The following is a 24121-nucleotide window of genomic DNA, read 5'->3' as shown; positions in this document are numbered from 1 at the left end:
TCATAGCAGAGCACCGGTATCTATTCCCCGTCGAGAGGATGTGTCAGGTGCTGAAGGTGAGCACCAGTGGCTTGCTATTGGTGCAAGCACCCAATTGGAGCAAGGAAGTTCGAGGAGCGGATCAAACTGGTTCACCGGCAGAGCAAGTGCTGCTACGGTTCCAACAGGATAGCTGCCGAACTCAAGATGCAAGGTATTCTGGCCTCGCGTCCCCGTACCAGGCTGATGCGCTTGCACTTAATCAGCAGCATTATACTGAAAAGATGCCGAGTGCAGACCACCGACTCCAACCATGCATGCACAGTGGCCGTGAACTATCTGTCAAGCAATTTCTCTGAGGAAAGACTGGCTCAGAAGTGGGTATCAGACCTAACCTACCTCAGAACCTGGGAGGGCTGGCTTTACCTGACGGCGGTACTGAATCAGGCTTCAACTCTGACCGGGGTGTACAGCACGCCTGCAGTGCCTACCGCAGGCAAATGGAGGGGATACCGGTAGTGCAGAGCATGAGCCCCAAGGGCAACTGCTGGGACAACGCGGTGGCGAAAGCTTCTTTTCTGGCAATGAAGACAGAGCTGATCTACCACCGAAAGTTCACCACTAGGCAAGGGGCTAGGCTGGCAACATTCGAGTATATAAAGATATTCTACAACAGGGAAAGGAGGCATTCGGCACAGGGTTACCTGACCCCCTGCCAGTATGAGCAAACATTAGCGTAACCATGGCTGCCTGATAAAATGCCTCCAGTAAAACATTGCAATTCCATTATCTTTCTGCTCTGGAAGTATGGACAGTTTATATTGATGAGGACTTCGAACATTCCATCATCCTAAACACTCCGCTGCAAACTTTTATCCCATCAAACTCTCTACACCACTACATAATCTTAGTAGCTGTCTGCCTGCCCTGGTTCCAAATACCAGTAACTCACAGATTCATACTCGCAAATGTTCTGCTTTTGCTCACCCCATCTGTTCTCTTTATACTTCTCCAGCACTCCTTCAAAGGAGTTGAAGAACGGAACATTGTCCGCAATCTGGAACCTGCTCACAATGGTGTGGCCATTGCCGTTGATGGGGGTTTGCGGCTGCGCCGAGAAGGGGCTGTCAAACAGGGCGAAAGGGGGCTCTGCCGACCAGGCGTAGCCAATGTAGTCCTCGCTCCCGGTGCCAAAAGATGACGGGAACTTCTCGCCGTCCACAAAGAATTTTTCATCGCCCTCGCCCCACCACCAGTCAATGGTTTTCTTGTCCCACTGTCCGTACCACCAGGTGGAGGCCTCTTCTTTGGGGTCTTGCCAGGTGTTGAGCACGTGCAGCGTCATGCCGCAGTAACGGCCCTCCCCTTTGGTGATGAGCAGGGGCCAGTCTATCTTTCTTCCCTGCGCCTGAATGGCCTCAAATCCCCTCCCGTTGTTCCATTTAGCATGGAACCTGAGCAACTCCTTGGCCGGCTTCTGTACAGGTGAATGCACAATGGACCACTGTACGGTGTGCGTCTTGCCGCCCCGGTTCACCAGCTCAATGGTGGCTTTCTCTGAAAAAGGCATGTACCAGTTGGAGTAAAACAATTTCCCGTCTGGGGTTCCTATGGGGTAAGACCGGTAAGGCTGCACCTCTGGCACCGCCCCAAAGAACAGCCCAATGGGCACCATTACCGAGGGCTGCGCGTCTTTATCCCACGTGATCCTCATCCACAGGTTTTTCAGCAGGTCTTGCCGCTTGGCGCTGTCAGAAGAATATGACTCGTCTAAGGAGATGTTGAAATGGTTGATGGCCCGGTTGCCCGAAATTGTCTTAACCAGCGTCGCGGCGTTTGCTTTTGCCGTCTTGGTCACCTTCTCTTCCTTCTCGCCGTCATACCTTTTTCGGGCAAACCCACGGTTGTACAGGAAACGGTCTGCCTCTGCTAGCGCAAAACCATCTTCTTTGGAGTAAACGCCCGTGAACTGGGGCAGTTTGGTACCTACTGGCATGGTAGAATAGGTGATGTGGTAGTAGGCGCCCCAGTTCTTCTCCAGCACTATTTTACAGTGCTTGTTGTAAGGAATGGGTAAAAATCGGTTTCTGCCCCTGGAAAGAGTCATCACGAAACTGGGCAGGTTCATGGGGGGCACACCGTCATCAAAGTTCTCAAAAAGGGCCCTGAACGGCCGGTCTATGACCGGGGTGTCTGAGTGGTCAAGGTAAATTTTGATCTTCCCCTCTTTGGCCAGTGCGCTCCAGATGCGCCAGATCACGCCCGGCCCGTTGCTCTCAAACACTACCTGGCCACCGTTCTCTTCCCTAATAAAGCCTTCACCGTCACTGTTCGCCTCCCAATTCACATACTGGCCGGTGGCGGCGTCATACCTGGAGCTTCGGTCATAACTGGTGAAGGTTCCTGATTTTTCGCCCTCCAGTGGGGGAGTGGCCAGATATTCCAGGTCATACACTCGTTTTACCAGCTCAGGATAGGTGTACGTCTTAGCTTTAGGGTTTTTCTTCTGGGAAAACAGCGCCAGAGGCAGCAGGAGCAAAGCGAAGATGATAGTAAGGTTTTTCATGATGGGTAGAAATGGTGAGTCATGGTGAAAGATGCTCTTATTCTGGCCTGTTTTCTTAAAAGCAGGCCAGAATAAGAGTGTCTCAAAAAAAGCCTACCGCTAAGGTTCCACAGCATTCTGGCGGTAGACTGCCTAGCCGTTTCTGGCGGACGCTACAGACGGAATGCCTTAATTGGCCACGCGGGTGTATTCGGCGAAGTAGCGCCTTCCCATCTCCCGCTGCCCTTCCGCGTTAAAATGGATCTCGTCATAGGCGTTGTCTAGCTTGGTGATCACAAACGGCACCCGGGGGTCTGCGTACCCAATCTTGGGAAGGCGGTTTACGGTCTGCTTGATGATATTCTCCTGGTGCCCTACTGCGTATTTGTCTACCCAGTAGGGCACCATGCCCCCTAGAATAAATGGAATGGGGGCATTAGGGGAAGAGCCCAGATCATTGCGCAGGTTCACAATCATAGCGTCCAGGCGCGACTGGTAGACCTGAGACTGCACATCTGCTTCACCTTGGTGCCACAGAATGGCCTTGATTTTACTATTGGGGTATTTCTCCAAAATGTAATTGGTGCGGTAGACGGCAAAGTTATACAGGTCGTCTCCTTTGTTCCAGCGGTTGTCTACAAAGCCGGTGCCGCCGAAGCCGCCGGGTATTATCAATACCTTCCGGTCAGAAGCCAGGAACTGCTTCGCATAAGCTTTGGCGAACGTTAGGGCAAATCCTATCTTGTTCGCATCCTTTGTATGGTGATCCAAGGGCTCCTTCGCGGGAATTACTTTAAGGTTGTTCTCGCCATGCAAGCCCAATTGAACAATATTGTCTTGGGGGGCGTCCAGCACGGGATCTACCCCGCCATAGCCCCAGTGGGTGTTTGACTGCCCAATGACCAAAAACACATCATATGCGGATGTATCCACCTCCTTTGAGGGCGTCACCTCCTGTTTTTTACAACTGCCCAAGGAAAGTACACAGGTGAGAAGACTTAATAAGAAAATTGGTTTTAAACTTTGGCTCATAAACAATGGTTTTAAAGGGTTTATTAATAGAGGTACCGACTTGGCATGCCCCAGAAAAAGCGGCAGGGCTCCCGTTTTAGGCCTCATTTCTGGGAATCGGCCCTAAAACGGCGCAACTTGCCGTTAAACGGCGAAACAGGCGGTAAGCAGCGCCCCCTCGGATTTAGAAGGCCGGTTGGAGGATGTAGGCCTTGCTGTCCTGCAGCTTGGTTACCCCATCTGTCACCAGCTCTACTTGGGTGAAATTTTCATTAGGGAAGAAAATCTCTGTCATAACCTTTTGCCCGCCGTTGGCGAACACCTCCACCGAGGTAAAATCTAAGATCAGATGCAGTCTTAGTTTTCCGTTCTCCAGTTTTATGGGCGCGACGTGCCTGCCGGGGAAATTATCTTTGAAAGCGATTTTTCCGGCTTGGGTGCGGTCTATAAACAGTTCTTCTTGCTTCACTGAATAGCCTAGATTCAGTTGCTCGCCCTTGGTGTTAGAGAATTTGAGCGTTATTTCCTGCGCCTGTGACACATCAAGGTTCAGGTCCAGCTCAAGCAAAGGCAAATTCAGCTTATAGCGGCTGCTCAGGTCTAGCGTGCCCTGAACCTCCTGCGCCTTGAGAGAGATGGCCTTGGTGCGCAGCTTCTGTAATTCTTTTACCGGCTGGCTCAGCAGCCTTAGCCCTTCTTTTGTTTGCCTAAGTGTGAGCTCCCTTGGCAAGGTCATGGCACTGCGCCACGCAACAGTTGGTACTTCATTGGCATATTGCCAGTTGCTCATCCAACCTAAGAATAGACGGCGGCCGTCAGAAGCGGGAATATTGGACCAGGTTACACCAGCGTAGTTGTCTTTGCCATGGTCTACCCATAAAGTGGTTTGAGGAGGATTATCACTTGTAAAGCTCTGCCCATTAAAATCACCGACGAAATACTGAGTAGCAGAGCCACCGTTGGGGCCGCCTGGGTTGATGCTCACCAGCAGCACCCATTTTTGCTGACCATTAACGGTTAAAGGAAACAAGTCTGGGCACTCCCACACACCACCGTGGCCCCCGTAGCTTTTCCCAAACTCACTCAGCTTTTTCCACTCCTTCAAGTTTGGGGAACTGTAGAACTCAATATGATCCAGCACCGCCAGCGTCATGACCCATTGCTGTGTCTTATCATTCCAGGAGACTTTGGGGTCGCGATAGTCCCTGATACCGGGGTTCTTCAAAACAGGGTTTTGCTCATATTTCTTCCAGGTGCGCCCGTTGTCCAGGCTATATGCCAAGCCTTGGGTTTGGTAGTCATTTCTACCCGCCTTCTCCAGCTTCTCATTATGATAAGTGAAGATAGCCACCATGGGTGGGTTCTCAGTAGTACCCAGACCTGAGGTGTTGTTCACATCTACCACGGCACTTCCAGAAAAGATAGTGCCTAGCTCATCTGGGTACAAGGCAATAGGCAGGTGCTCCCAATGGAGCATGTCCTTACTGATGGCATGCCCCCAGTGCATAGGCCCCCATGTTGTTCCGCCAGGGTTATGCTGGTAAAACAAATGGTACTCTCCTTTATAAAATACCATGCCGTTGGGGTCGTTCATCCAATTGGCAGGTGGCGTAAAATGCAGTTGCGGACGGTGCTGTTCCTGATTAGCACTGGAGGTAGTGGTTTTGGTGGTGGCACAACCAGCAATAAACAAGGCCGCCGCGAGGCAGGAAAGCAAATGTTTTTTCATGGTATCTGAAAATGATTATCTGCTCCAGTTTTCGGGCTCTTTTCTGAAAATGGCCCGAAAACTGAAAACATCTGGTGCTTTGGAATTAGTGGCGTGTGGCGGTTCTTATTCTGGCCCGTAGAGTTTCAACTCAGAGATAGTAGCCTGGGAACCAGTGGCGGTGATACCCCATGATTTTCCTGACAGGCTATAAAGGCGATTACTCAATGCTGCCTTTCCGTTCAGATACAGCACGCAGACTGACCCATCTATGATGACGCTCATGTCATAGGTAGTGCCCGCCTGTAGGGCCACGGCCACCTGTGTAACCAACTGTGCATTACCCCCTGAAACCCGGTAGGCTGCAATTCTGCCATTGCCTGGCTCCAGCACTACCTTAAAGGACTGTTGCGTGAGGTTATCTGCATTGAAAACAAAACCGGCGGTCCCGGCACTTGCGTCAATTTTCACCTTGGCCGAAATTTTAGTAGAGCCTGCGAAAGAGCCGAACAGGGAATAGGCGGCCGTGGCACTTCCATCAAGCTGGAAGGTGCTGCCGGTGGCGGTGGCAGACCCAACGGTCTGTTTGGGCTGAAGGGTCACCTCTTTGGTAAAGAGGCGGTTTACGGCATCAGGGGGCTTGACGCCCAATGTCCCGTCTGCCGCCTGGGTCAGTTCATGCGTGACCATGTTCCCGCCCCACTCCTTGTTTCCAGAGTCATTCTCGGGGTTTCGTCTTGCAGTCCACCCGAAGAGGTAGCGTTTGTCTCCGTCTGAGGCCGTTTTGGCGGCGTAGAAGTGCTGGCCGTCCAGCATGTCTTGTGCGGGCTTGGTCCACGGGCCTTCAGAAGAAGTGGCCATGCGGTAGTGGGTTCCTTTCATTGCACTCCAGTCTTCAGAGAAGAACAGGTACCAGTAGTTTCCCATCTTGAAAATATCAGCGCACTCCAGCATCACGTAGTTCTCTGCGTCTGTGGTGGTGTAGAGCGGGCCACGGGGCACCCAATTGTCGGCGGCGGGGTTGGTGGTGGTGAACAGCAGCAACACGGCTCTCCTGCTGTTGGTCTGCGTGCTCACCAACATCCAATACTCATTCTTCTCTACATTAAAGAACACGTGCGGGTCTCTGAAGTCATAGTTATAGTACCCTGCCGGCGCCGTGAGTTTAAAGGAAGGCTTCTTGGTCCAGTTTTTAAGGTCTGTGCTGGTGGCGTAGAGCACGCTTTCCCTGGGGTTGTTCTGTACAAATTCAGCAATGCCGTTATGCCCGGTGTAATACATATAATAGGTGTTGCCCACTTTTACGGCAGAGCCCGTGCCAATGGCAAAGTCGGGCTGGTTGGGGGTACTGTATGGAATCATGCGTCCGGCATAGTCGAAATCTACCAAGTTGGCACTTTCAAACTTATGGATGTCATGGAAACCTTGGCCAGCGGGTTTGGTCTGGGCATCATGCAAAAAAAAGAGATGGAACTTGCCATTGTCATAGAAAGGCATAATATCGCCCACCCAGCCTGCGGTGTTATAGGGACTGGTGGTACCCATCCAGCCTGTAGGGGGCACCGGGTAAATGTTTATGTCCTTACCCTCCCCGCCGGCACCTGGATTAACAGGTTTAGGAGTAGGATCATCACTACTATTGCAAGCGGTTAAACCTGCTGCCACTAATGCTATTATCCAATTGTTGACTTTCATAAACTGTTCTTTGAGCAGACATCTTGTATCTGCGTGCTACTTATCAGGTTACTTAAGATACTCTTGTTTTGGGGCTTTTTACAGGAAAACAGCCCCAAAACAAGGTACTTTAAAAAAGACTTAACTATTTATTCTGCCAGATAAGTAATTATATTTTCTGTCAAACGTTCAATATTGGAGATGTAACCGTTTGTTTGACTTGGGGTGCCATTGCTGGGCTCATTATACCAATCATACGCTCCTGCACCTATCACTATCACATTTCCATCAGTGGTTCCGTTACCTGAGAACTCACCGATGCTCACACGGCCGTTCAGTTGATCATCCCATTGTTCGCTTGCAAGGTTATTTCCTCCGGTTTGCTGTCTCCAGCCTTGTCCATTTCCATAACCGCCCCACTCAGGCAGGAACCACCAAGCCACGTGGTTTAACCTAAAAGTTCCTTTCTCCAGCAAATAGGCTTTGCCTGGCTCATAGGTCTGTAATCCTGCAAAGATGGGATGATCTTCACGGCCTCTGAAGGAAATACCCCATGAGTTATTAGCATCAACGAATCCTGCTGGCAGAAAATCACCAAATACGTTGTTGGGCCCTTTGCCAGCAGGCACTATATTCAAAGGTTCTAAATACCGAGCAGCAAAGGTGGTCAGGAGCAAATTTCCGCCGGCAGCACGATAAGCTTTAAGGGCATTGACAACATTGGCATCAAAGGCTATACCAGGCAAATCCATGGCGGCATCATAATGCCACCAGATTACATCAAACGCACTCAAATCTATCCCATCTTTCACCTCATTAAAAGAGACGTAAGACACACCTGAGAATTTAGCAAAGAGCCAATCAGCAGCAGCCTTTTCATCTGGGTTAGTGATGGCGCCCCGGTTGGCTGCCACACCTAAGAAAGCAACTTTCAGCCCCATAGTCTGCTGGCTTACCGTAACGGTGTAATCTTCAGATAGACTTCCTATAGTAATGGTGTACGTTTGGGGGGTGGAGAAGTCTCTGGCAACCCCTGAGGCGGGGCTGATGGAGACACCTGCGGAGGTTTCTATCTCAGGCGCCAAGGCCGTTATGTCTGTGCCTGTGGGCAGCACTATCGTGATGGATTTGGCGGCATTGTTAATGGTTGCGTCTACTCCGTTAATGGCAAACTTTATTATGGGCTGCATTACCTGCACCCTCACCTTGTAGTCTTTGTACCGGTTGCCGTTCACTACCGTGTAGGTTACTTCTTGGGAGTAATCAGCGGGGAGTGAAATATCTGGACTGATGGAAGCACCCTCCGGAAGCGCTATCTCTGGGGTAACAGAGGTGATGTTGCTGTTATAGGGCAGCGTGAAGAGTATCTGGCCGGTATTCTGATTTATCTCGCCGTTCACCCCGTTTATCTTGAAGGAGTTGATCTGAACAGGCGCGTCCAGCATGAAATCTGGATTATCATTGTCATCCTCACAGGAGAACAGCATGGAAAGCATGGAAAAAAATAAAATGGCTAATAAACCATTGGTGCGAGGTATAGAGGTTTTTAACATATTCAAGTCTCCTTTTTATTTCTGTTAGGTTTACTTATTTTTTTGTTGTTTGAAGCCTAATCCTTTGGAATATTTGTCCATATAGAAGACAATTCCCAAGCTTTAAATTCAAGCACATTGGTGGTCCCATTACTGGAAAACAACTCTATTCCCGTCTGTGATTCTGCCGGAAATGTCAAGGCGCTTAACACTACTTCGCCCTTGTTGGTAAAAACCTCCACTGAGGATTGATCTACCAGAATGTGCAGTCGCAGTTTACCCTTTTGGGGTGCCACCGCCACATTCATTTTTGCCGGGAATTTTTGGTTAAATTTTGTGTTTGCTGTAAAATCTGTACAAAGGGTTCTGTCAAGGCTTAAATTTGCTGTGGCGGGATCATATTGCACTACCAGCTTTCGGCCATTCCCCACAAGTAAGTTTAACCCAAAGACTGCTTTTGTATTCGTATCAAAGGTCACTTCCAACTCATAGGTATTTTGGCTGGGCTGAAAACCTTTAATTGGGCCCGTGCTTTTGATATTGCGGTTTTTGAACTGGTAGCTACCTGCCCTTAGCTTCTGTAGTTCTGGGATTGGTCTCTGCATCAAACGGATCCCGGCGGGCTGCTTGACCAACTTGATTTCTCTGGGGACAGATTCAAAACCTTTGCCCCAGGAACCTGGCACTACTCTGGCATAATCCCAATTGCCCAACCAGCCCAACATCACAGTGCGGTTGCTTACCTTTTCTATGTCTCGCCAAGTTCTTGCGGCGTAGAAATCAGTTCCATAGTCTATCCAGATGGCATGTTCTAACCCTTGGTTCATCAACAAGTCAGAAAAAAGAATATGGTCTATGGCAATATACCCCCACTTACCGCCCGCAATGTTGTCTATTATCTGGATAGTTGCCTTCTTCCCTTTTAGCTCATGTACGTCCCATCCTTTCCACTTAAAGACTGAACTGTTATCTCCCGTGGTACTTCGCACAACTTTACCGTCTACTACCAAGTTAATAGCAGTTCCCTTCACATCATTCCCTCCTGCCACCAAGAAATTTATGGCATTCTGGCTGATAGTAAATGGGGAAGAGGTGAGTGTTCCAGTGTTGCTGTCTCTGGAATAAGAAGACACGAACCCCGTTCCTAGATGTACCACAGAATCAAGGTTAGCAGGCGTTTGGCTAAAGCCATCTCCAGAGGCGTTCCAATCATGGAGAGCCCGCTCCTCAAAGTCAGCGAAAATCTCACCTGGCAGGCCTTTGCCTAAGCTCAGATACGCGGCCGTCTCTTCATCTGCCTTGAAGGTTTCGCCGTCAAAAGAGCCAACAAAATACTGTACCTTGTTAGGGCCACGGCCAATGAGCATAACCCATCGTTTTTCAGTACCATCTCCTTCCACCGGGAGCTCAAAAAGATCTGGGCATTCCCAAAAAGCACTCTGGGCACCTAGTCCTCCAAAATCACTGAGGAAGTTCCAGTTCTTGAGGTCTTTTGAATCATAGACCTGGATTTTCTGCACATCCGGTAAAACCACCACCATAATCCATTTTTGCTGGGGCTCATACCAGAACACCTGCGGATCTCTGAAAAACACCTTATTGATGTCCAAGACCGGATTATCCTGATAATAATGGAAGTAGATACCGTCATTGCTTACAGACAAGGCTTGTGTTTCTGGCAAAGAATCGCCGGGCATATGCCTGGTATAAATTGCAACCATGCTTTTAGGCCCAAACCCAGAGGTGTTTTCTCTATCGACAACCACCGAGCCTGAAAAATAGGAGAAGGAACCGTCTCCGCCCTTCATGGGATACGGCAACTCCTTCCAGTGCACCAGATCTTCAGAAACGGCATGCCCCCACCAGAACAAGTGGTATTTGCCATCAGTGAAAACCAAGCCGTCTGGGTCACCAATCCACCCTTTAAGGGGGCTGAAATGAAACTGAGGACGGTATTTCTCCTTGTATTGTGCCAGTGCCAAAAAATTGCAGAGCAGCAGAGACAACACAAACCCTACCTGTACTTTATGCTTCTGTTGGATCATAAATGGCCGTGTCTACAATAGATGTTACAAATGCTGTGTTTCCCTAGAAATCTACCCTGTCTCTTCTGTGGTTTGACAGTTTTGGCTCATTTCTGTTTTTAGCCTGTTTTTGAATAAAATAGGCTAAAAACAGAAATGAGCGGTAACTGGTTTAATAATTTGGGTTCTGTACATAGCGGTTCTCGCTCCAGAAAATCTGGTTCTGGGGAATAGGCAGGTACTCGTGCTTGCCCTCAATGAAGAAGGCCCCTTTGTAGAACTCTTTGCGGTTTTGCTCTACCGCCAGATAGCTGTTCATGACCTCATCGGCGATGCCCCAGCGCACAAGGTCAAAGAAGCGACTTCCTTCCATGGCCATCTCCAGCCTGCGTTCAAATCGAAGCGCCTGTCGGGCATTTTCCTGCGTCCAATTTATGTTGGTGCCAGGCACATAGGGCCTAACAAAATAGTTGGCAGTAAAGGCCCCGGCAGCATTCTTGAGACGAGTGGTACTTGCCGCAGCCCGGGCTCTGATCTGGTTGATGATAGGCAAGGCCTCATCTTGACGGCCCAATTCTATCAAGGCCTCCGCTTTAAACAGAAGCACATCTGCGTAGCGAAGCACAATTCTTGGCTTTGTGTTGCCATAGAAGGGATCTACGTTGGTAAAACCTGGATCATCAGGCGACACATTCTCTTTCATAGAATTGTAAAAACCGTAAATCTGCGGAGAGCGGCTCCACCCTTCTGTAAATACCCGGTTGGGCTCATACTTCCATGGATTGCCGGGACGTGCCACAGTATGGTCTAATCTTGGGTCCACTGTGTTTTGGGAAAAATCAACATTTACCGTATTGTATGTATCCAGTAAAGGCACCCCCTCTGCGTTGGTTCTGAAGGCATTCACTAAATTCTGTGACGGCTTCTGAAAATCACAGCAGCCTAACCCTTGCGGTACAGTAAGCATGTCTCCCCAGTTAAGGCGCCCGTTAGCTGTTTCGTCACTCTTAGAGAACTGCACTGCGAAGATGGACTCCACCCCATTTTCATAAGGCCCAGTCAAGAAGTTGTTCGCAAAGTCAGGTTGCAAACTATACTTTGAGGCTATGACTTTGTCTGCTGCCTCAATCACCTGCTGTAGGCGTTGCGGGTTCACGTTGATGACCGTGTGTTGCTCATTCTGCTCATATGCCTGGTAGAGGCGAACCTTGGCCAGATAGGCATACGCTGCCGTTTGGTTGGCCCTGCCAATTTGTGGCTGAGTGACAGGCAGGTTAGCAGCGGCGAACTCAAAATCCTGAGCAATTTTCTCCCAAAGCTCATCACTGGTTAACTCTACGTTGGTGATAAACTTGTACTCATCTGCCGGCACATTCTCATCCATATATGGAATTCTGTTGAATAAGATTTTCAACTGGAAATAGTAGTGCCCCCGTAAGAAACGCAATTCTGCTTTTCTGGTGTTCAGCAAAGGGAATTGCTGTTCTGTAAAGTTGTTCAGGAGCCGCAGGCCTTCGTTTGCCCGCCGCACCCCTATGTACAGCTGAAACCACATACCGTCCAGCTCCCACATGTCTGGCCGGGTATTGACAAACGTTTCCATAAAGTGGAATCCCTGTCCATCTCCCGGGTCACGGCCACCTTTGTAAGCGTCATCGGCTCTTACGTTGCCATACTGCCAGAGACTATTGGCCCGGTTTATCTCATCATTTCCCAGATGGGAATAAGCCGCAATCACAAAGCCTTCAGCCGCTTCTGGAGTATTAACTTGTTCTTCCTGCAATGCTCCCCGCGGATTGACATCAAGATTATCTTCACAGGCAGAACTTATCATCAAAGTCCCTACCAATATAATTATGTACTTTTTCATAAGATTTTCAGGATAAACTAGAATCTAACATTAACACCTGTAGTCAATACCAACGGATTGGGGTAGCCGTAGCCAGGGTTTTCAGGATCTACCCCAGTAAATGAGTCGCTTTTAAGAAGTATCCCTAAATTATCGCCACCTATATAAATCCGCAGAGAGCTTACTTTTATCCGGTTCAGCAATGCCCCACCAAAGGTGTACCCAATCTGAGCATTTCTAAGCTTTAAATAAGAGCCATTCTCTATGAAATAGGTAGAGAAGCGTGATTCAAAGTTTGCATCTGTCAAAGCGATGGCTGGAATGTCTGAGTCAGGGTTGGAAGGGGACCAGGCCCCCAAGAGCCGGGCCCCTTTATTAGAGCCCGTTTCAGATACACTCCAAAAATCTGTGGAGAACTTGAAGTCATTTACTACATCAATACCCGCCACTCCTTGAAGCAGGAAAGAGAAATCGAATCTCTTATAAGTCCCTGACAAGTTCAACCCATAGGTATAATCTGGGTGCGGGGTACCGATCCAAGTACGGTCATAATCATCAATCACTCCATCATCATTCAGGTCTTTGTACCGGATTCTCCCTAAGGATTTTCCATTTTGGGTAGCGTGGGCGTCAACTTCCTCCTGTGTTCGGAACAAGCCGTCTGCCACATAGCCGAAAAAAGACCCAATGGGCCGGCCTAAGATATTTTGGCCTCTTCCATCTCCACCGTAAGCATTCACCACTTCGGCGGGCAACTCTGTTATCTTATTGCGGTAAGTGCTAAAGTTGGCATTGATATCTATTGAAAGATCATTTCCTATTTTAGTTCTATTCCCTAGGGTCAATTCAAAACCTTTGTTCTCCATGGAGGCACCGTTCACCCATTGGTTACCGCCTTCTCCCAAGGTACCTATGTAGGGGGGAAGTAAAAGGATGTCAGAGGTTTCCCTAATATAATACTCGGCGCTACCGTAAAATTTCTGGTTCAACACTTCAAAGTCCAAACCAAAATTGGTCATGGTGCTGGCCTCCCATTTAAGGTCTGGGTTGGCGTTTTGGGTCAATTTGAAACCAGATGGCAACACGCCGCTCTTGTTACCTCCTATGTCATAAGATGTATTGGCATAATCAGTATAGTAGAGACCATAAATAGCATTGTTTGCTATTTCTTGGTTACCAGTCTTTCCCCAGCCGAAGCGCAGTTTCAGGTCATTGAAAAAGGTAGTATTGTTTTTCACGAAGCCCTCTTCGCTCAAGCGCCATCCCAAAGAGAAAGCTGGGAAGGTTCCAAAGCGGTTGTTTTTACCGAAGCGGGAAGATCCGTCCCGACGGAGGGTTGCAGAGAACAGATATTTATCTAAATAGGAGTAGTTGACTTTACTGAAATAGGACAGCAACACGTTCTTGGCACCACTTCCTCCGTTGTCTTTGTCCCCTACCCCGGCATCCAGGTACATAAAGTCATCATCCTCCACTAAGAATCCTTCTCTGGAAGCCCAAAAGGTATTGAAATTCTCTTCATAGTACTCTGTCCCTAATAAGGCATCTACTCTATGGTCACCCTGTACATAATTATAGTTCAAGGTATTACTCCACGTGGTTTTGACACTATGGCTTTGATTTGACTCCAGTCTGTTTTCTGGGTTGTTTAGATAGCCTGACATGTACCTTTTCCGATATCTTCTTTGCGTGTAATTACCATAATCAACCCCAACATTGGTGCGGAACGTCAGCCCTTCTATTAACTTGACATCTGCAAAGAAATTACCAAAGATGCGGGTATAGTCATAACCGTTCTGCTTGTTGTCTTCAATTAAGCGAACAGGGTTCTGGCGGTCATTCATCCCTCCTACTGGCCCCCCCCAGCCAATTCCATCTATGGTTCTAACTGGTATCAACGGCAACGCCTGCATGGCTTCATTGATGGGGCCAGCCCCTACTTCCTCGGTTTTTGTTAAACTCAGGTTCTGCCCAACGGTTACCCTGCCATTGAAGAATTTATAGTCTGAATTAAGACGGGCTGAAATCCTGTTAAATTCAGAAGTATTGATGACGCCCTGATTGTCAAAGTAGCCCAGTGACAAAAGGTAGCTCCCGTTCTCTGTACCGTTAGAGAGCGACAAGTCATAATTCTGGATGACGCCAGTGCGGGATATTTCATCAAACCAGTCTGTGTTTGAGGACCTCATGGTTTGGGCGGCATCAAGAAACTCTGGCACCATCACTTTGTTAAGTGCTGGTTTACCAGTTTGGGGGTCTACTCCCCAATCAAAGCGGTATTGCACACTATTATTATTTGGATCTGAACCGTTGTTGATGTTGGCTTGCCACAAGGCTCTTCCGTACCCTTCCGTATCCAGCATTTCAGTGCGGTTAATGTAGCGGGAGATGGAAGTGTAGGCATTTGCGCTTATCTGCGATTGGCCTACCTTGCCCCGCTTTGTAGTAATAATAATTACGCCGTTGGCTGCCCGAGAGCCATAGATACTGGCCGCTGAGGCGTCTTTCAGCACCTGTAGGGATTCAATGTCGGCGGGGTTCAACTCATGCATGCCGGCCTTGGTTGGCACACCGTCAATAATGTAAAGCGGATCATTGTTATTGAGAGTTCCAATCCCCCTTATTCTTACCGTAGCCGGTGCGCTTGGTGATCCGTTACCCGTTACCACCATACCGGCTACCTGACCTTGCAGTGCCTTTATGGGGTTTGCCACCGACTGCTTCTTCATCTCGTCCACATCTACCACTGAAACGGCCCCTGTTAAATCTTTTTTGCGCTCTGTCTGGTACCCTGTCACCACTATTTCATCCAGTATTTTGGTATCAGACTGTAGAGTGACCTGGATATTATTTCTCCCATCTACGGCCACCTCTTGAGAAATAAATCCAATGTAGGTAATCACCAAGGTGGCATTGTCAGCAGCTTGGAGGGAGAATCTACCATTCATATCAGTTGTAGCGCCGGTAGTTGTGCCTTTCACCACCACTGATACTCCTATTAATGGCTCGTTATTGCCTGCTGAAATCACTCTTCCGGTAATTTCCCCAGTACTTTGACCTTGCACGGCTTGGGCCATACAAAGCAAAAGAAAGATTAGATGTAAGACTCTTTTCATATTTTATTGGTTTGTATGTTTATGAGTGAAGAATGGAATTCTCCTTTGAAGAATTAAGCGATTCTCTGGTAATCTCATGAGGTCTATAGGCGGGAGTAGCACCTCTCTGAGTTGCCAGGAAGGCACCAACAAGGCAGGCTCTCTCCAGAGCTAGTTCCAGAGGCTCTTGCTGGAGATAATTAGTCAGGAACGTTGCTAGAAAAGCATCACCGCTGCCAATTGTATCTTCTACCTCTACATGAAAGCCTCCATGCTCAAAGAAGGCAGTTTCATTCAAGGCGGCAGCTCCATTCTCGCCCCGGGTCACAATAACCAGTTCTAAACTGAAGTGGTCCTTGATGGAGTGCATTTGCTGCGCTAAGTCTCCCTCTACTCCCAGCCATTCGCAGATTTCAGCCAGCTCTTGGTGGTTCATCTTTACTATATTGGCAAATTCAAGCAGAGTTAACACCCGTTCATTCGTGTAATGTGGTGGCCGGAGATTAACATCAAATATTTTGAGCTTTGCCAAGGGTAAATACTGGAGCAGGGTTTCCTGCGAGGTACTACTGCGCGCCACTAAGCTGCCATAAATGAAGACATCACTTTGGGAGATCAGTTCAGCTATTCTTTCCTCGTACTGAATATAGTCCCAGGCTACTGGTTCCACAATCTTGTAGGTAACCTCATTGCGGTCAGAGATGTTGGCTTTCACTACTCCAGTTAAGTGGGTCTGGCCTGTCTGTAGACAGGAAGTGTTGACCTGCTGCTCTTCCAAGAAGGAGACCAACTCTTTGCCTAAATCATCGTTTCCCACGCGGCTCACCACCACAGGGTAAAACCCGTTTCGCCGCAAGTGAATGGCAACGTTCATTGGAGCGCCGCCGGGCTGTTTTCCACTAGGCAAAATATCCCAGAGGGTTTCGCCGAAACAAACTATTTTTTGCTGCATAAAGAGTAGGATTTAATGGAAGACCACACTTTTTTCTATTTTCTCCAGTGAGGTTCCCTTGGTTTCTGGCATCATGCGCCACACAAAGATCAACTGGAGCACCATCATGCCAGTGAAGATCATGAAGGTATTACCGCCCCCAAGCGTCTCTGCAATGTATGGGAAACTGAAGGCAATAACAGCGGCCATGATCCAGTGAGTGAAACTGCCCAAGGCTTGGCCAGAGGCACGCACTTGATTAGGGAAAATCTCTGAGATGAATACCCAAATTACAGCTCCCTGTGAAAAGGCAAAGAAGGCGATATACACAAACAGGTAAACAGGAACCGACATGCTGTTGAACTCCTCCAAATAGAAAGCTTTGGCCACCAGCCCCAACGTGACAATTAGCCCCAAAGATCCGATAAACATAAGTGTGCGCCGCCCGAAGCGGTCAATTACGTTCATCGCCAGCAACGTGAAAAGAAAGTTCACGAACCCTATTCCAGCGGAGGAAAGCAAAGCAGACTCTTGACCAAGGCCTACCATTTCAAAAATGCGAGGCGCATAATATATAATAGCATTAATGCCCGACACTTGGTTGAAGAAGGCAAATAGTACCGCCAAGGTTATAGGAAGAGAGTACTTTTTGGAAAATAGAACCGGTTTGTTTCCGAAATCATCGCGCTCTTGCGCAGACATCAGAATATCTGTTACCATTTGGTTGATGTTCGCATCTGGGTTAGCGATCTCCAAGGTTCTTTTTGCGTCTTCCACCTTATTGGCCCTGTTGAGTAGCAGCCACCTCGGGCTTTCCGGCACCATCAGGATAGTGGCTAAGAAGACAATGGAAGGAACGGCCTGTATCCCAAGCATCCAGCGCCAGTCATGCTCACTGATACCGGCAAACGCATAATTGGAGACATAAGCCATGAGAATCCCGAACACGATGTTGAACTGGAACATGGCCACCAGTTTCCCCCTTGATTTGGCCGGAGCAATTTCTGAGATATACAGGGGAGCCGTAACAGAGGAAACCCCTACTCCAATCCCTCCCAGGAAGCGGAAGAAGAGGAAGGTGTACCAGTCAGGGGCAAGTGCCGTACCCACAGAGGCCAGTAAATAAAGTACCGCAATGCCAAACAAGGTGTTCTTGCGCCCAAATTTATCAGAGGGAATCCCGCCGGTGAGAGATCCCAGTACTGTCCCTATTAAGGCAATGGCTACGGTTAGCCCATGCTCAAATACGTTCAGGTTCCACAGTTTCTGGATGGCCTTTTCAGCCCCTGATATGACTGCGGTATCAAACCCGAACAAGAATCCGCCCAACGCTACCACAATGGACCAGAAGTATACTTTTTTGCTTACCATGAATGTGAATGTTTTTTTCAAAGGTATCTGCCTTCTCTCCCATTCAAATTCACTGGTTGATCAAAAAGTATTTATTTTGATACTTAAAATAACTAATTGAAAATCAGAAATTTAAATTACAAAACACTTCATTTACCTTTCAATATTATAACCTAGGTTATAATATTGATACATTTATTAAAGGCCTAGTGAACCCCCAAAACTAAATTTCATCATTTAAAGGCTGGTTTTTGAAAAAACAGGCAGAAATCAAATCTATCTCAGAACTGTTTTTTCATTATTGGCAAAACTAGCGATTAAACAGCGTTTGATTTTACATGCCTTATTCATATAACAGTTGTCTTAAACTTAACCTGAGCAAAATGGCACACCTATCATCCTGGCACGTGCGAGTTTTTTAGGTGTTATGGCCACAAGCTATCTCAAAAATAGGGAGCTTAAAAAGTTTTGGTTTGTTCAAAAGTTATGAAGTTGACAGAAAAGCAGTGAGAAGCTAAAGATTATGATTCTGGGTGGAGCCAGAAGAGCAGACGGAAAAGGAAGGCCCTGGCGAAAAAAACGGAAAGTGCCGGAGGGCATTTTGTGGATTCTCCAGGCGGGAACGCACTGGAGCCAACTGCCGACTCTCTAGCTCCCTTTTTTAACAATGGCGGCAAGAGGGCGTGATGCGGCGGGTGGTAGAGTCATTGGAAAGGGACCCTACGCGAGAGCCGATGTGGATTTGATCGAATGATTAATTGGCGGTTCCTTCTGCTTGGCTAAAAAAGGGGCTCTGCGGTTAGCAAGACTAGGTGAAGGGAAGGCACAAGACCATGCCAGTCTCAGATGCACGGTGGCTTTGTACTGTCTCCCTCAGCCGAATCCAGCATCTCCCCACGAGGTACAACTGGTGGTGAAGGTCCTAGAGGAGAGCTTTATGGAGCCCCCTGCCTGAAACGCCCAGAGGAAACCTATGATACTGCCCGCTGGACGAGGCCCTAAAGCCGCAGCCAGTCCAAAAGGTTGCCCCTCCTAGGGGAAACAGAGCAAAATAAACAGCACGGCAGAAAGCTCAGGCACTACAAAAGAAGGTGGAAAATAGAACGGTTCTTTGCCAGGTGCTTTAACTACGAGGCTGTTTAGGGGTTTCCTGTTTCAGCTGGCGCAGGCGTGCGCTGGTACCTCCGTTTTGGAGCCACTTTTTCAAAAATAGCTCCAAAACAGAAGCCGTAACGCCCCATCTCACGCCTGCGCCAGCGTTAAAACTAAACCCTAAACAGGTTCTACAGAAGACGCGACACAAGGCATGAGAACAAGGCTGAAAACTTCAAAGCTTTCATACTCCCGGCTTGTATGATGATTCCACTTAAACCTTTTGGAGATAGCTTCTACTAAACTCCTACTAGAGGTTAACTTTGGATACCACCTCCGTACCCTACTAGCAGCAGGCCTGTTTAATGGCAGATTTTAACAATTCTTCCCGTAAACAGGTCTAGCAAAGGAAACTCAATAAAAGGGATTGGCTTAAACGAGGATCTTCTCTTTACCCGGACGGGTTGATTTAAAATCAGAGGGGCTCATGTTGAAATGGTTTTTGAAGGCAGTTGAGAAATAGGCTGGCGATGAAAAGCCTACTTCGTAAGCAATTTCAGAGATATTCATTTGGCTGTTGAGTAACAGGTGCCGGGCTTTCTTAAGCCGGGTATTTACGATGTAGTCATTTAGCGAATACCCCAGCAGGGCTTTCATTTTTCTATACACGTGCACCCTGGACATCCCTAAGCTTTCAGAAATGTCATTGACACTCAGGTCTGGGTTCTGCAAATTACTCTCTACTAAAGCCGCCACTTCATTGATAAACTTCTTATCAAGTTGTTTAGGCTGGGCAGTTTGCACCTTTGTATCAACCGAAATGGCACTGTTATAGTAGACTTTGAGAAGATCTCTGTTTTTCAAGAGGCCTTTCACCCGCTCCCGTAAATACAGAAAACTGAAAGGCTTGGTCACATACAAATCAGCCCCGGCCTGAATGCCGTCTATCTTTTGTTCAAGGGTGTCTTTAGCTGTAAGCAGAATCACCGGAATGTGAGAAGTCCTCATGTCCTTCTTAAGCAGAAAAGTAACCTCCAGACCGTCTTTTTGGGGTAGGTTAACATCACAGATGATGAGGTCTGGAATGGTATCAAAGGCCTGCTGCAAACCAAAGGCATCATGCGGGGCGTCTACCACGTTGAAATCTGTGGACAACCGGGAAACAAGGAACTCACGCAGTTCCTTGTTGTCTTCTATAACCAGAATGGTATGCTCTTTCACCATATCAGAAGTTTCCTGGGCATGAGTGCCGGTGAACAGTTCCATATCTGCATCCAAAACACCTGCCGTCAAAGGAGCACTTTGCTCTTCTTGGGTGGTTTCCTGAATTATCTCTTCTGGTTTCAGATGCTCTTTTCCCAAAGGTAGGGTGAAGATAAAGCGTGTTCCCTCCCTCTCTTTGCTTACCACAGATATTTCTCCGTGGTGCAGTTTGATAAATTCCTTGGAGAGAGCCAACCCTAACCCCGTACCCAAACTGGCGTTATCATCTGCGGTGTAAAACCTGTCAAAGGCACTGGCCACTTGACTGGGTGTCATTCCCTTACCGGTGTCTTCCACGGTCACCAGCACATGGTTCCGGTCATCAGACAACTCGATCAGGACAGTGATGTGTCCATTTTCCTTGGTGAATTTGAAAGAGTTAGACAGCAGGTTAAAAAGAATCTTATCTACCTTGTCCTTATCAAAATAGACGTTGATTTCTTTCACCCGAGAGATTACCTTAAGGTGTATTTGCTTTTTGCGAGCCAGCCGCTTAAAAGACTGAACCACCTCTTCCACAAACTTCACCAGATCGCTTTCAGTGGCCTGCAGACGCATCTTCTTGCGTTCCACTTTCCTGAAATCCATTAGTTGGTTCACCAGTTTTAATAACCGTAGGGCATTCTGGCGCACTAAAAGCATGTCCTTTTTCAGCCCGACCGAGATGTTGCTTTGCAAAGCGTCTTCCACCGGACCTAAAATGAGGGTAAGAGGGGTACGGAATTCATGGGACACATTGGTGAAGAACTTGAGCTTGGCTTCATTTGCCTTTTCGGCTTTTTTGGCCATCTCGGCAATTTCATTGCGCTGCTCCAGGATCTCCCGGTTTTTGGCCATTAAGGCCCTGTTAGACTCATGTCTTAACCAAAGGGAATAAACCGCATAGGCTCCCAGTATGATAATAATAAAAAGACTTATGACCAGGACATAAAGCAGGGCACGCTGGTTGTTGTAGATCTTTACCTGTTCGCTGATTCTTTGCTGCTGTCGGTTGATATTTACTTCTTGGCTCAGAATTTTGTCTGACTGCTGTTTCATGATGTGGACATTGCGCCCATCAATGACAGTAGAGTTTAATATATTCTCCTTTTTGTAAGGCTGGTTGTGCAGGATGTTGTAAGCTAACTTTATGATTTCCTCTCCGCCAGTAGGGTAAAGGAAGGTGGCGTCTAAAACACCGTCTTCCACTAATTGCAGTCCTCCATTAGGACCGGCTAGCCCATCAAACCCAATAAATTTCAGGCTGTTCTGCTTTTTCAGTCCTTTAAGGCTCTCATAGGCACCCAAAGCCATCACATCATTGTGGGCAAAAACCAGATCTGGGTCTGAATGTTGCTGGTAAACGGCGGGGAAACGTTTTTTGGCTATTACTTTTTCCCATTCACCTTTGACCTCTGCCACCACTTGTATCTCTTGGTATGGGCCTATGGCTTCCAGAAACCCCTTGTGACGCTCAATTGCCGGCGAGGAGCCCTGTAAACCCCACACTTCTATAATCTTGCCCTTTCCATTCAGCAGGTTAGCCACATACTCCCCTGCCAATTTCCCGATCTGGAAATTATCGGCCCCCACGTAGGCGCTGTAGGAGGAGGAACTGATTTTCCTATCTACCAAAATTACAGGAATGCCTTTCTCAAATGCTTCCTCCACTATTGGGGTTATGGGTTCGGTTTCATTGGGAGAGATAATGAGCAAATCTACTTTCTGCTCTATGAATTCTCTGATGTGTTTAACCTGATTGGCACTGCTGTTCTTGCCATCTTTAATTTGCAGGCTGAGTTCAGGGTGGAAAGAAACTTCCCGTACTATTTCTTTGTGCATGGCTTTACGCCAAGCATCACCTTCTGTACACTGAGAAAAACCAATGGTATAGCTCCTGCTCTCCACTTCCCGGTGGCAAGAAGTTAGAATAACCACCAAGGGCACAAGTCCTATGTAAATCCATTGCTTTAAAACTACCATCCTATTCCCTATCATCTAGTCTTTGAAGCAAGGCAATTCTAGCATTTTTAAAATCTATTGGTTTTTGCAAAGCAAATTGCTATTACTTTAGCACCCAAATTAAGTATTATTACGGATTTATCAAAGTTGCCTTTGGCTTTTCTTAAAGGCCCATCTACAAACAGTGAACCTGTTTAGTAAAGCAGAAGAGGACCAAAACCAGCCGCTTTTATTGGTGCTATCACCAGCAGAACCAATGCCCTAGGCTTTCGAACTTGCAGGTTTGAACGCACAGCAAAGTCATTGTAGTACCACTTTACAAAATAGATTCCATTTAAAAATCTAAGGGTAAGAGTACATCAAACAACAGGTGGGACCGGGTACGGGACGGGCAAACAAACAGCTCTTGGAAAAAATGCCCATTACGGGTAGGGATACAAAGGGCTGGTTGAGGACAGAATCAATGAGCTAGACAAGGACCAGGCATAGGGCGCTTTGACAATTAATGTAGCAGGATCATGGCCGATGCCAGGTATACTAAAGCCGCTGGAGCAGTTCGGGGGTTGGGTTATTAGATTCTCTGGCATGGAGCTGACCTTCAAAGCAAACGCACCAAAAGGAGAGCGTGTACAGTCTATCACAGTGGGCGGGAAACCGCTTGACCTGAAGCGTGAGTACACCATGGCTGCCTGTCGCAGAACCGGTGAGCCAGACCATCTATTATGCCGCATGCCAAATGCCAAAAATCCCAAGCTGCTGGATTATACCGTTCATGATGTAATGGAAGAATATCTGAAGAAAAATGGCACTGTTTCACCTAAAGTTGACGGAAGAGCCAAGGTCCTTGACCTTGCGTCGCCGGTGCTATCTCAGTTGCCAAATGTGGACTATGTGTTTAGGTAGAAGCTAAAAGCTTTAAATGAAAAAGAGGGAGGCCGGGTATCCTCCCTCTTTTTTAGTAACTATTCATTTTGGGAATGAATCCTAAATTTAGGTTGTATAGAGGAGCCCAACGCTCATCGGCAAATCTTTCTAATACCGTTTAGGAACCACTCTCCGCTCAATGAAATTTTGGTTGTGGTTCACAATGTATGATGTCGGCCTTTGTGTTTGTTTCTATGGTTGAACATAATTTTTAGGCTTGCCAAGTGGTTCTCCCTTTTCTTCGAGAAGCATGTCGTTTTTCTGACCAGTCAAAGCAATCCTGCCGCCGTCCCATCTAAAAATTGTAATAGATGTGAACACTTTAATATAAGCTCTGATTAGATCCTTCATTTTTATCCTCGGCACAGTACCGGAAATAAATCCGTTGGACCTGGACTGCCTGAAATTCCCCTCCTCTGCTTGCCTTGAAACCGGACTGGTTCAGTTTTTCGGCGATGGCTAACCAAGTCATTCTTTGCCTCCGATAGAGGCGTATCAGCTCAGCTGCCCTTCTGTTGTTGTCATTGGAGGCAGCTTTTTTTTTAATTGCCGCCACGCCAAGCTCTCGGCCGGTGTCGGTCAGGTTATCCAAGTTGCCTAATTCCCGGCCGCGGGCTTTCAGGGCCTGGAGCGCCACCTTGGTACGTTTGCTGATCTGCTCCCGCTCGTGCTGGGCCATGGTTCCCCAGATACCGATGTTGAGCGTGTTCATTTCCGGGATGTCCAGGCACAACCAGTTGATGTTGTTCTTCTCCACCCTTTTCTTAAGCTGGAACAGAAAGGCCACTTCTCTGCTCAATCGGTCCAGTTTGGCGATGATCAAAGTGGCGCTTTGTTTCTTGGCCGCCAATATCGCCTGCTCCAGGAGCGGTCGGTCGTCGTTCTTGCCCGACTCGTGCTCGGTGAACTCCCGGATGATGCCGTCCGGGTTTTTGGTGAAGGAGATAACGGCGGCGCGCTGTGCCTCCAGACCCAGGCCGCTCCTGCCCTGCTTGGCGGTCGATACCCGGTAGTAGGCGATGTACTTTTGATGCTCCATATATATATAGGAGTGGCGGCAGAAATTTCAGGTACTGTTTTGCAATTGCAAAACTTATGGCTTTTCTCCCCTGCCGCCCCATTTCTTTTACTTTTTTGCTAAGTTACCCTCCATTTTACAAATCAGCAACGAACGTTCCTGATTTGTAAAATAGGGAAAAAAGT

Annotated in this window: 15 protein-coding genes; 3 read left to right on the top strand and 12 right to left on the bottom strand. The window is 47.8% G+C overall.

The genetic code is table 11. The features are described 5' to 3' along the window. Nucleotides 1–66: 66 nt before the first annotated feature. Both HHO50_RS21595 and HHO50_RS17825 read left to right on the top strand, forming a co-directional pair. Nucleotides 67–498 carry an IS3 family transposase gene (locus tag HHO50_RS21595; RefSeq protein ID WP_370457632.1) on the top strand — a complete coding sequence of 144 codons (432 nt, stop codon included), beginning with the start codon at nt 67–69 and terminating at the stop codon, nt 496–498. Continuing rightward, nucleotides 480–719 (top strand): IS3 family transposase, encoded by a 240-nt coding sequence (locus HHO50_RS17825; RefSeq protein WP_181308017.1) that lies wholly within the window; start codon nt 480–482, stop codon nt 717–719. The genes HHO50_RS21595 and HHO50_RS17825 overlap by 19 nt, the downstream gene beginning before the upstream one ends. A gap of 167 nt (nt 720–886) precedes the next feature. Here HHO50_RS17825 and HHO50_RS17820 read toward each other — a convergent pair whose 3' ends face one another. The 11 genes from HHO50_RS17820 to HHO50_RS17770 form a co-directional block, all read right to left on the bottom strand. After that, nucleotides 887–2545, bottom strand: a complete 1659-nt coding sequence (locus HHO50_RS17820; RefSeq protein WP_181308015.1) for a glycoside hydrolase family 172 protein — start codon at nt 2543–2545, stop codon at nt 887–889. 168 nt (nt 2546–2713) lie between these two features. Then, nucleotides 2714–3457, bottom strand: coding sequence for a sialate O-acetylesterase (locus HHO50_RS17815; protein WP_181308013.1), 744 nt, complete (start codon nt 3455–3457; stop codon nt 2714–2716). Between the two features lie 262 nt (nt 3458–3719). Further along, nucleotides 3720–5264: a glycoside hydrolase family 32 protein gene (locus HHO50_RS17810; RefSeq protein WP_181308011.1), complete on the bottom strand. Its 1545-nt coding sequence runs from the start codon at nt 5262–5264 to the stop codon at nt 3720–3722. A gap of 105 nt (nt 5265–5369) precedes the next feature. After that, nucleotides 5370–6938: a glycoside hydrolase family 32 protein gene (locus HHO50_RS17805; RefSeq protein ID WP_181308009.1), complete on the bottom strand. Its 1569-nt coding sequence runs from the start codon at nt 6936–6938 to the stop codon at nt 5370–5372. A gap of 128 nt (nt 6939–7066) precedes the next feature. Then, nucleotides 7067–8470, bottom strand: a complete 1404-nt coding sequence (locus tag HHO50_RS17800; RefSeq protein ID WP_181308007.1) for a DUF4960 domain-containing protein — start codon at nt 8468–8470, stop codon at nt 7067–7069. A 56-nt stretch (nt 8471–8526) separates the two neighbouring features. Further along, nucleotides 8527–10494 (bottom strand): glycoside hydrolase family 32 protein, encoded by a 1968-nt coding sequence (locus tag HHO50_RS17795; protein WP_181308005.1) that lies wholly within the window; start codon nt 10492–10494, stop codon nt 8527–8529. 151 nt (nt 10495–10645) lie between these two features. Continuing rightward, nucleotides 10646–12343 carry a RagB/SusD family nutrient uptake outer membrane protein gene (locus tag HHO50_RS17790; RefSeq protein WP_181308003.1) on the bottom strand — a complete coding sequence of 566 codons (1698 nt, stop codon included), beginning with the start codon at nt 12341–12343 and terminating at the stop codon, nt 10646–10648. Between the two features lie 17 nt (nt 12344–12360). Then, nucleotides 12361–15438: a TonB-dependent receptor gene (locus HHO50_RS17785; RefSeq protein ID WP_181308001.1), complete on the bottom strand. Its 3078-nt coding sequence runs from the start codon at nt 15436–15438 to the stop codon at nt 12361–12363. A gap of 19 nt (nt 15439–15457) precedes the next feature. Further along, on the bottom strand, nt 15458–16369 hold the full coding sequence (locus HHO50_RS17780) for a carbohydrate kinase (RefSeq protein WP_181307999.1): 912 nt from the start codon (nt 16367–16369) through the stop codon (nt 15458–15460). A gap of 12 nt (nt 16370–16381) precedes the next feature. Beyond that, nucleotides 16382–17719, bottom strand: coding sequence for a sugar porter family MFS transporter (locus HHO50_RS17775; RefSeq protein WP_181307997.1), 1338 nt, complete (start codon nt 17717–17719; stop codon nt 16382–16384). Between the two features lie 1503 nt (nt 17720–19222). After that, complete coding sequence (locus HHO50_RS17770) at nt 19223–22015, bottom strand: substrate-binding domain-containing protein (protein WP_181308071.1); 2793 nt, start codon at nt 22013–22015, stop codon at nt 19223–19225. Between the two features lie 504 nt (nt 22016–22519). Between HHO50_RS17770 and HHO50_RS17765 the strand changes: the two genes are divergently transcribed. Then, nucleotides 22520–22897: a 5'-nucleotidase C-terminal domain-containing protein gene (locus HHO50_RS17765; protein WP_255478802.1), complete on the top strand. Its 378-nt coding sequence runs from the start codon at nt 22520–22522 to the stop codon at nt 22895–22897. Nucleotides 22898–23240: 343 nt separating this feature from the next. On the opposite strand, the gene HHO50_RS17760 is transcribed toward HHO50_RS17765, so the two are convergent. Next, nucleotides 23241–23957 (bottom strand): recombinase family protein, encoded by a 717-nt coding sequence (locus tag HHO50_RS17760; protein ID WP_181307995.1) that lies wholly within the window; start codon nt 23955–23957, stop codon nt 23241–23243. Nucleotides 23958–24121 lie beyond the last annotated feature (164 nt).

Origin of the sequence: Rufibacter sp. XAAS-G3-1 (genome assembly GCF_013623775.1) — a bacterium.
GTDB lineage: Bacteria > Bacteroidota > Bacteroidia > Cytophagales > Hymenobacteraceae > Nibribacter.
The sequence above is the reverse complement of the archived record's forward strand: the minus strand, read 5'-3'. Positions and strand labels throughout refer to the sequence as shown.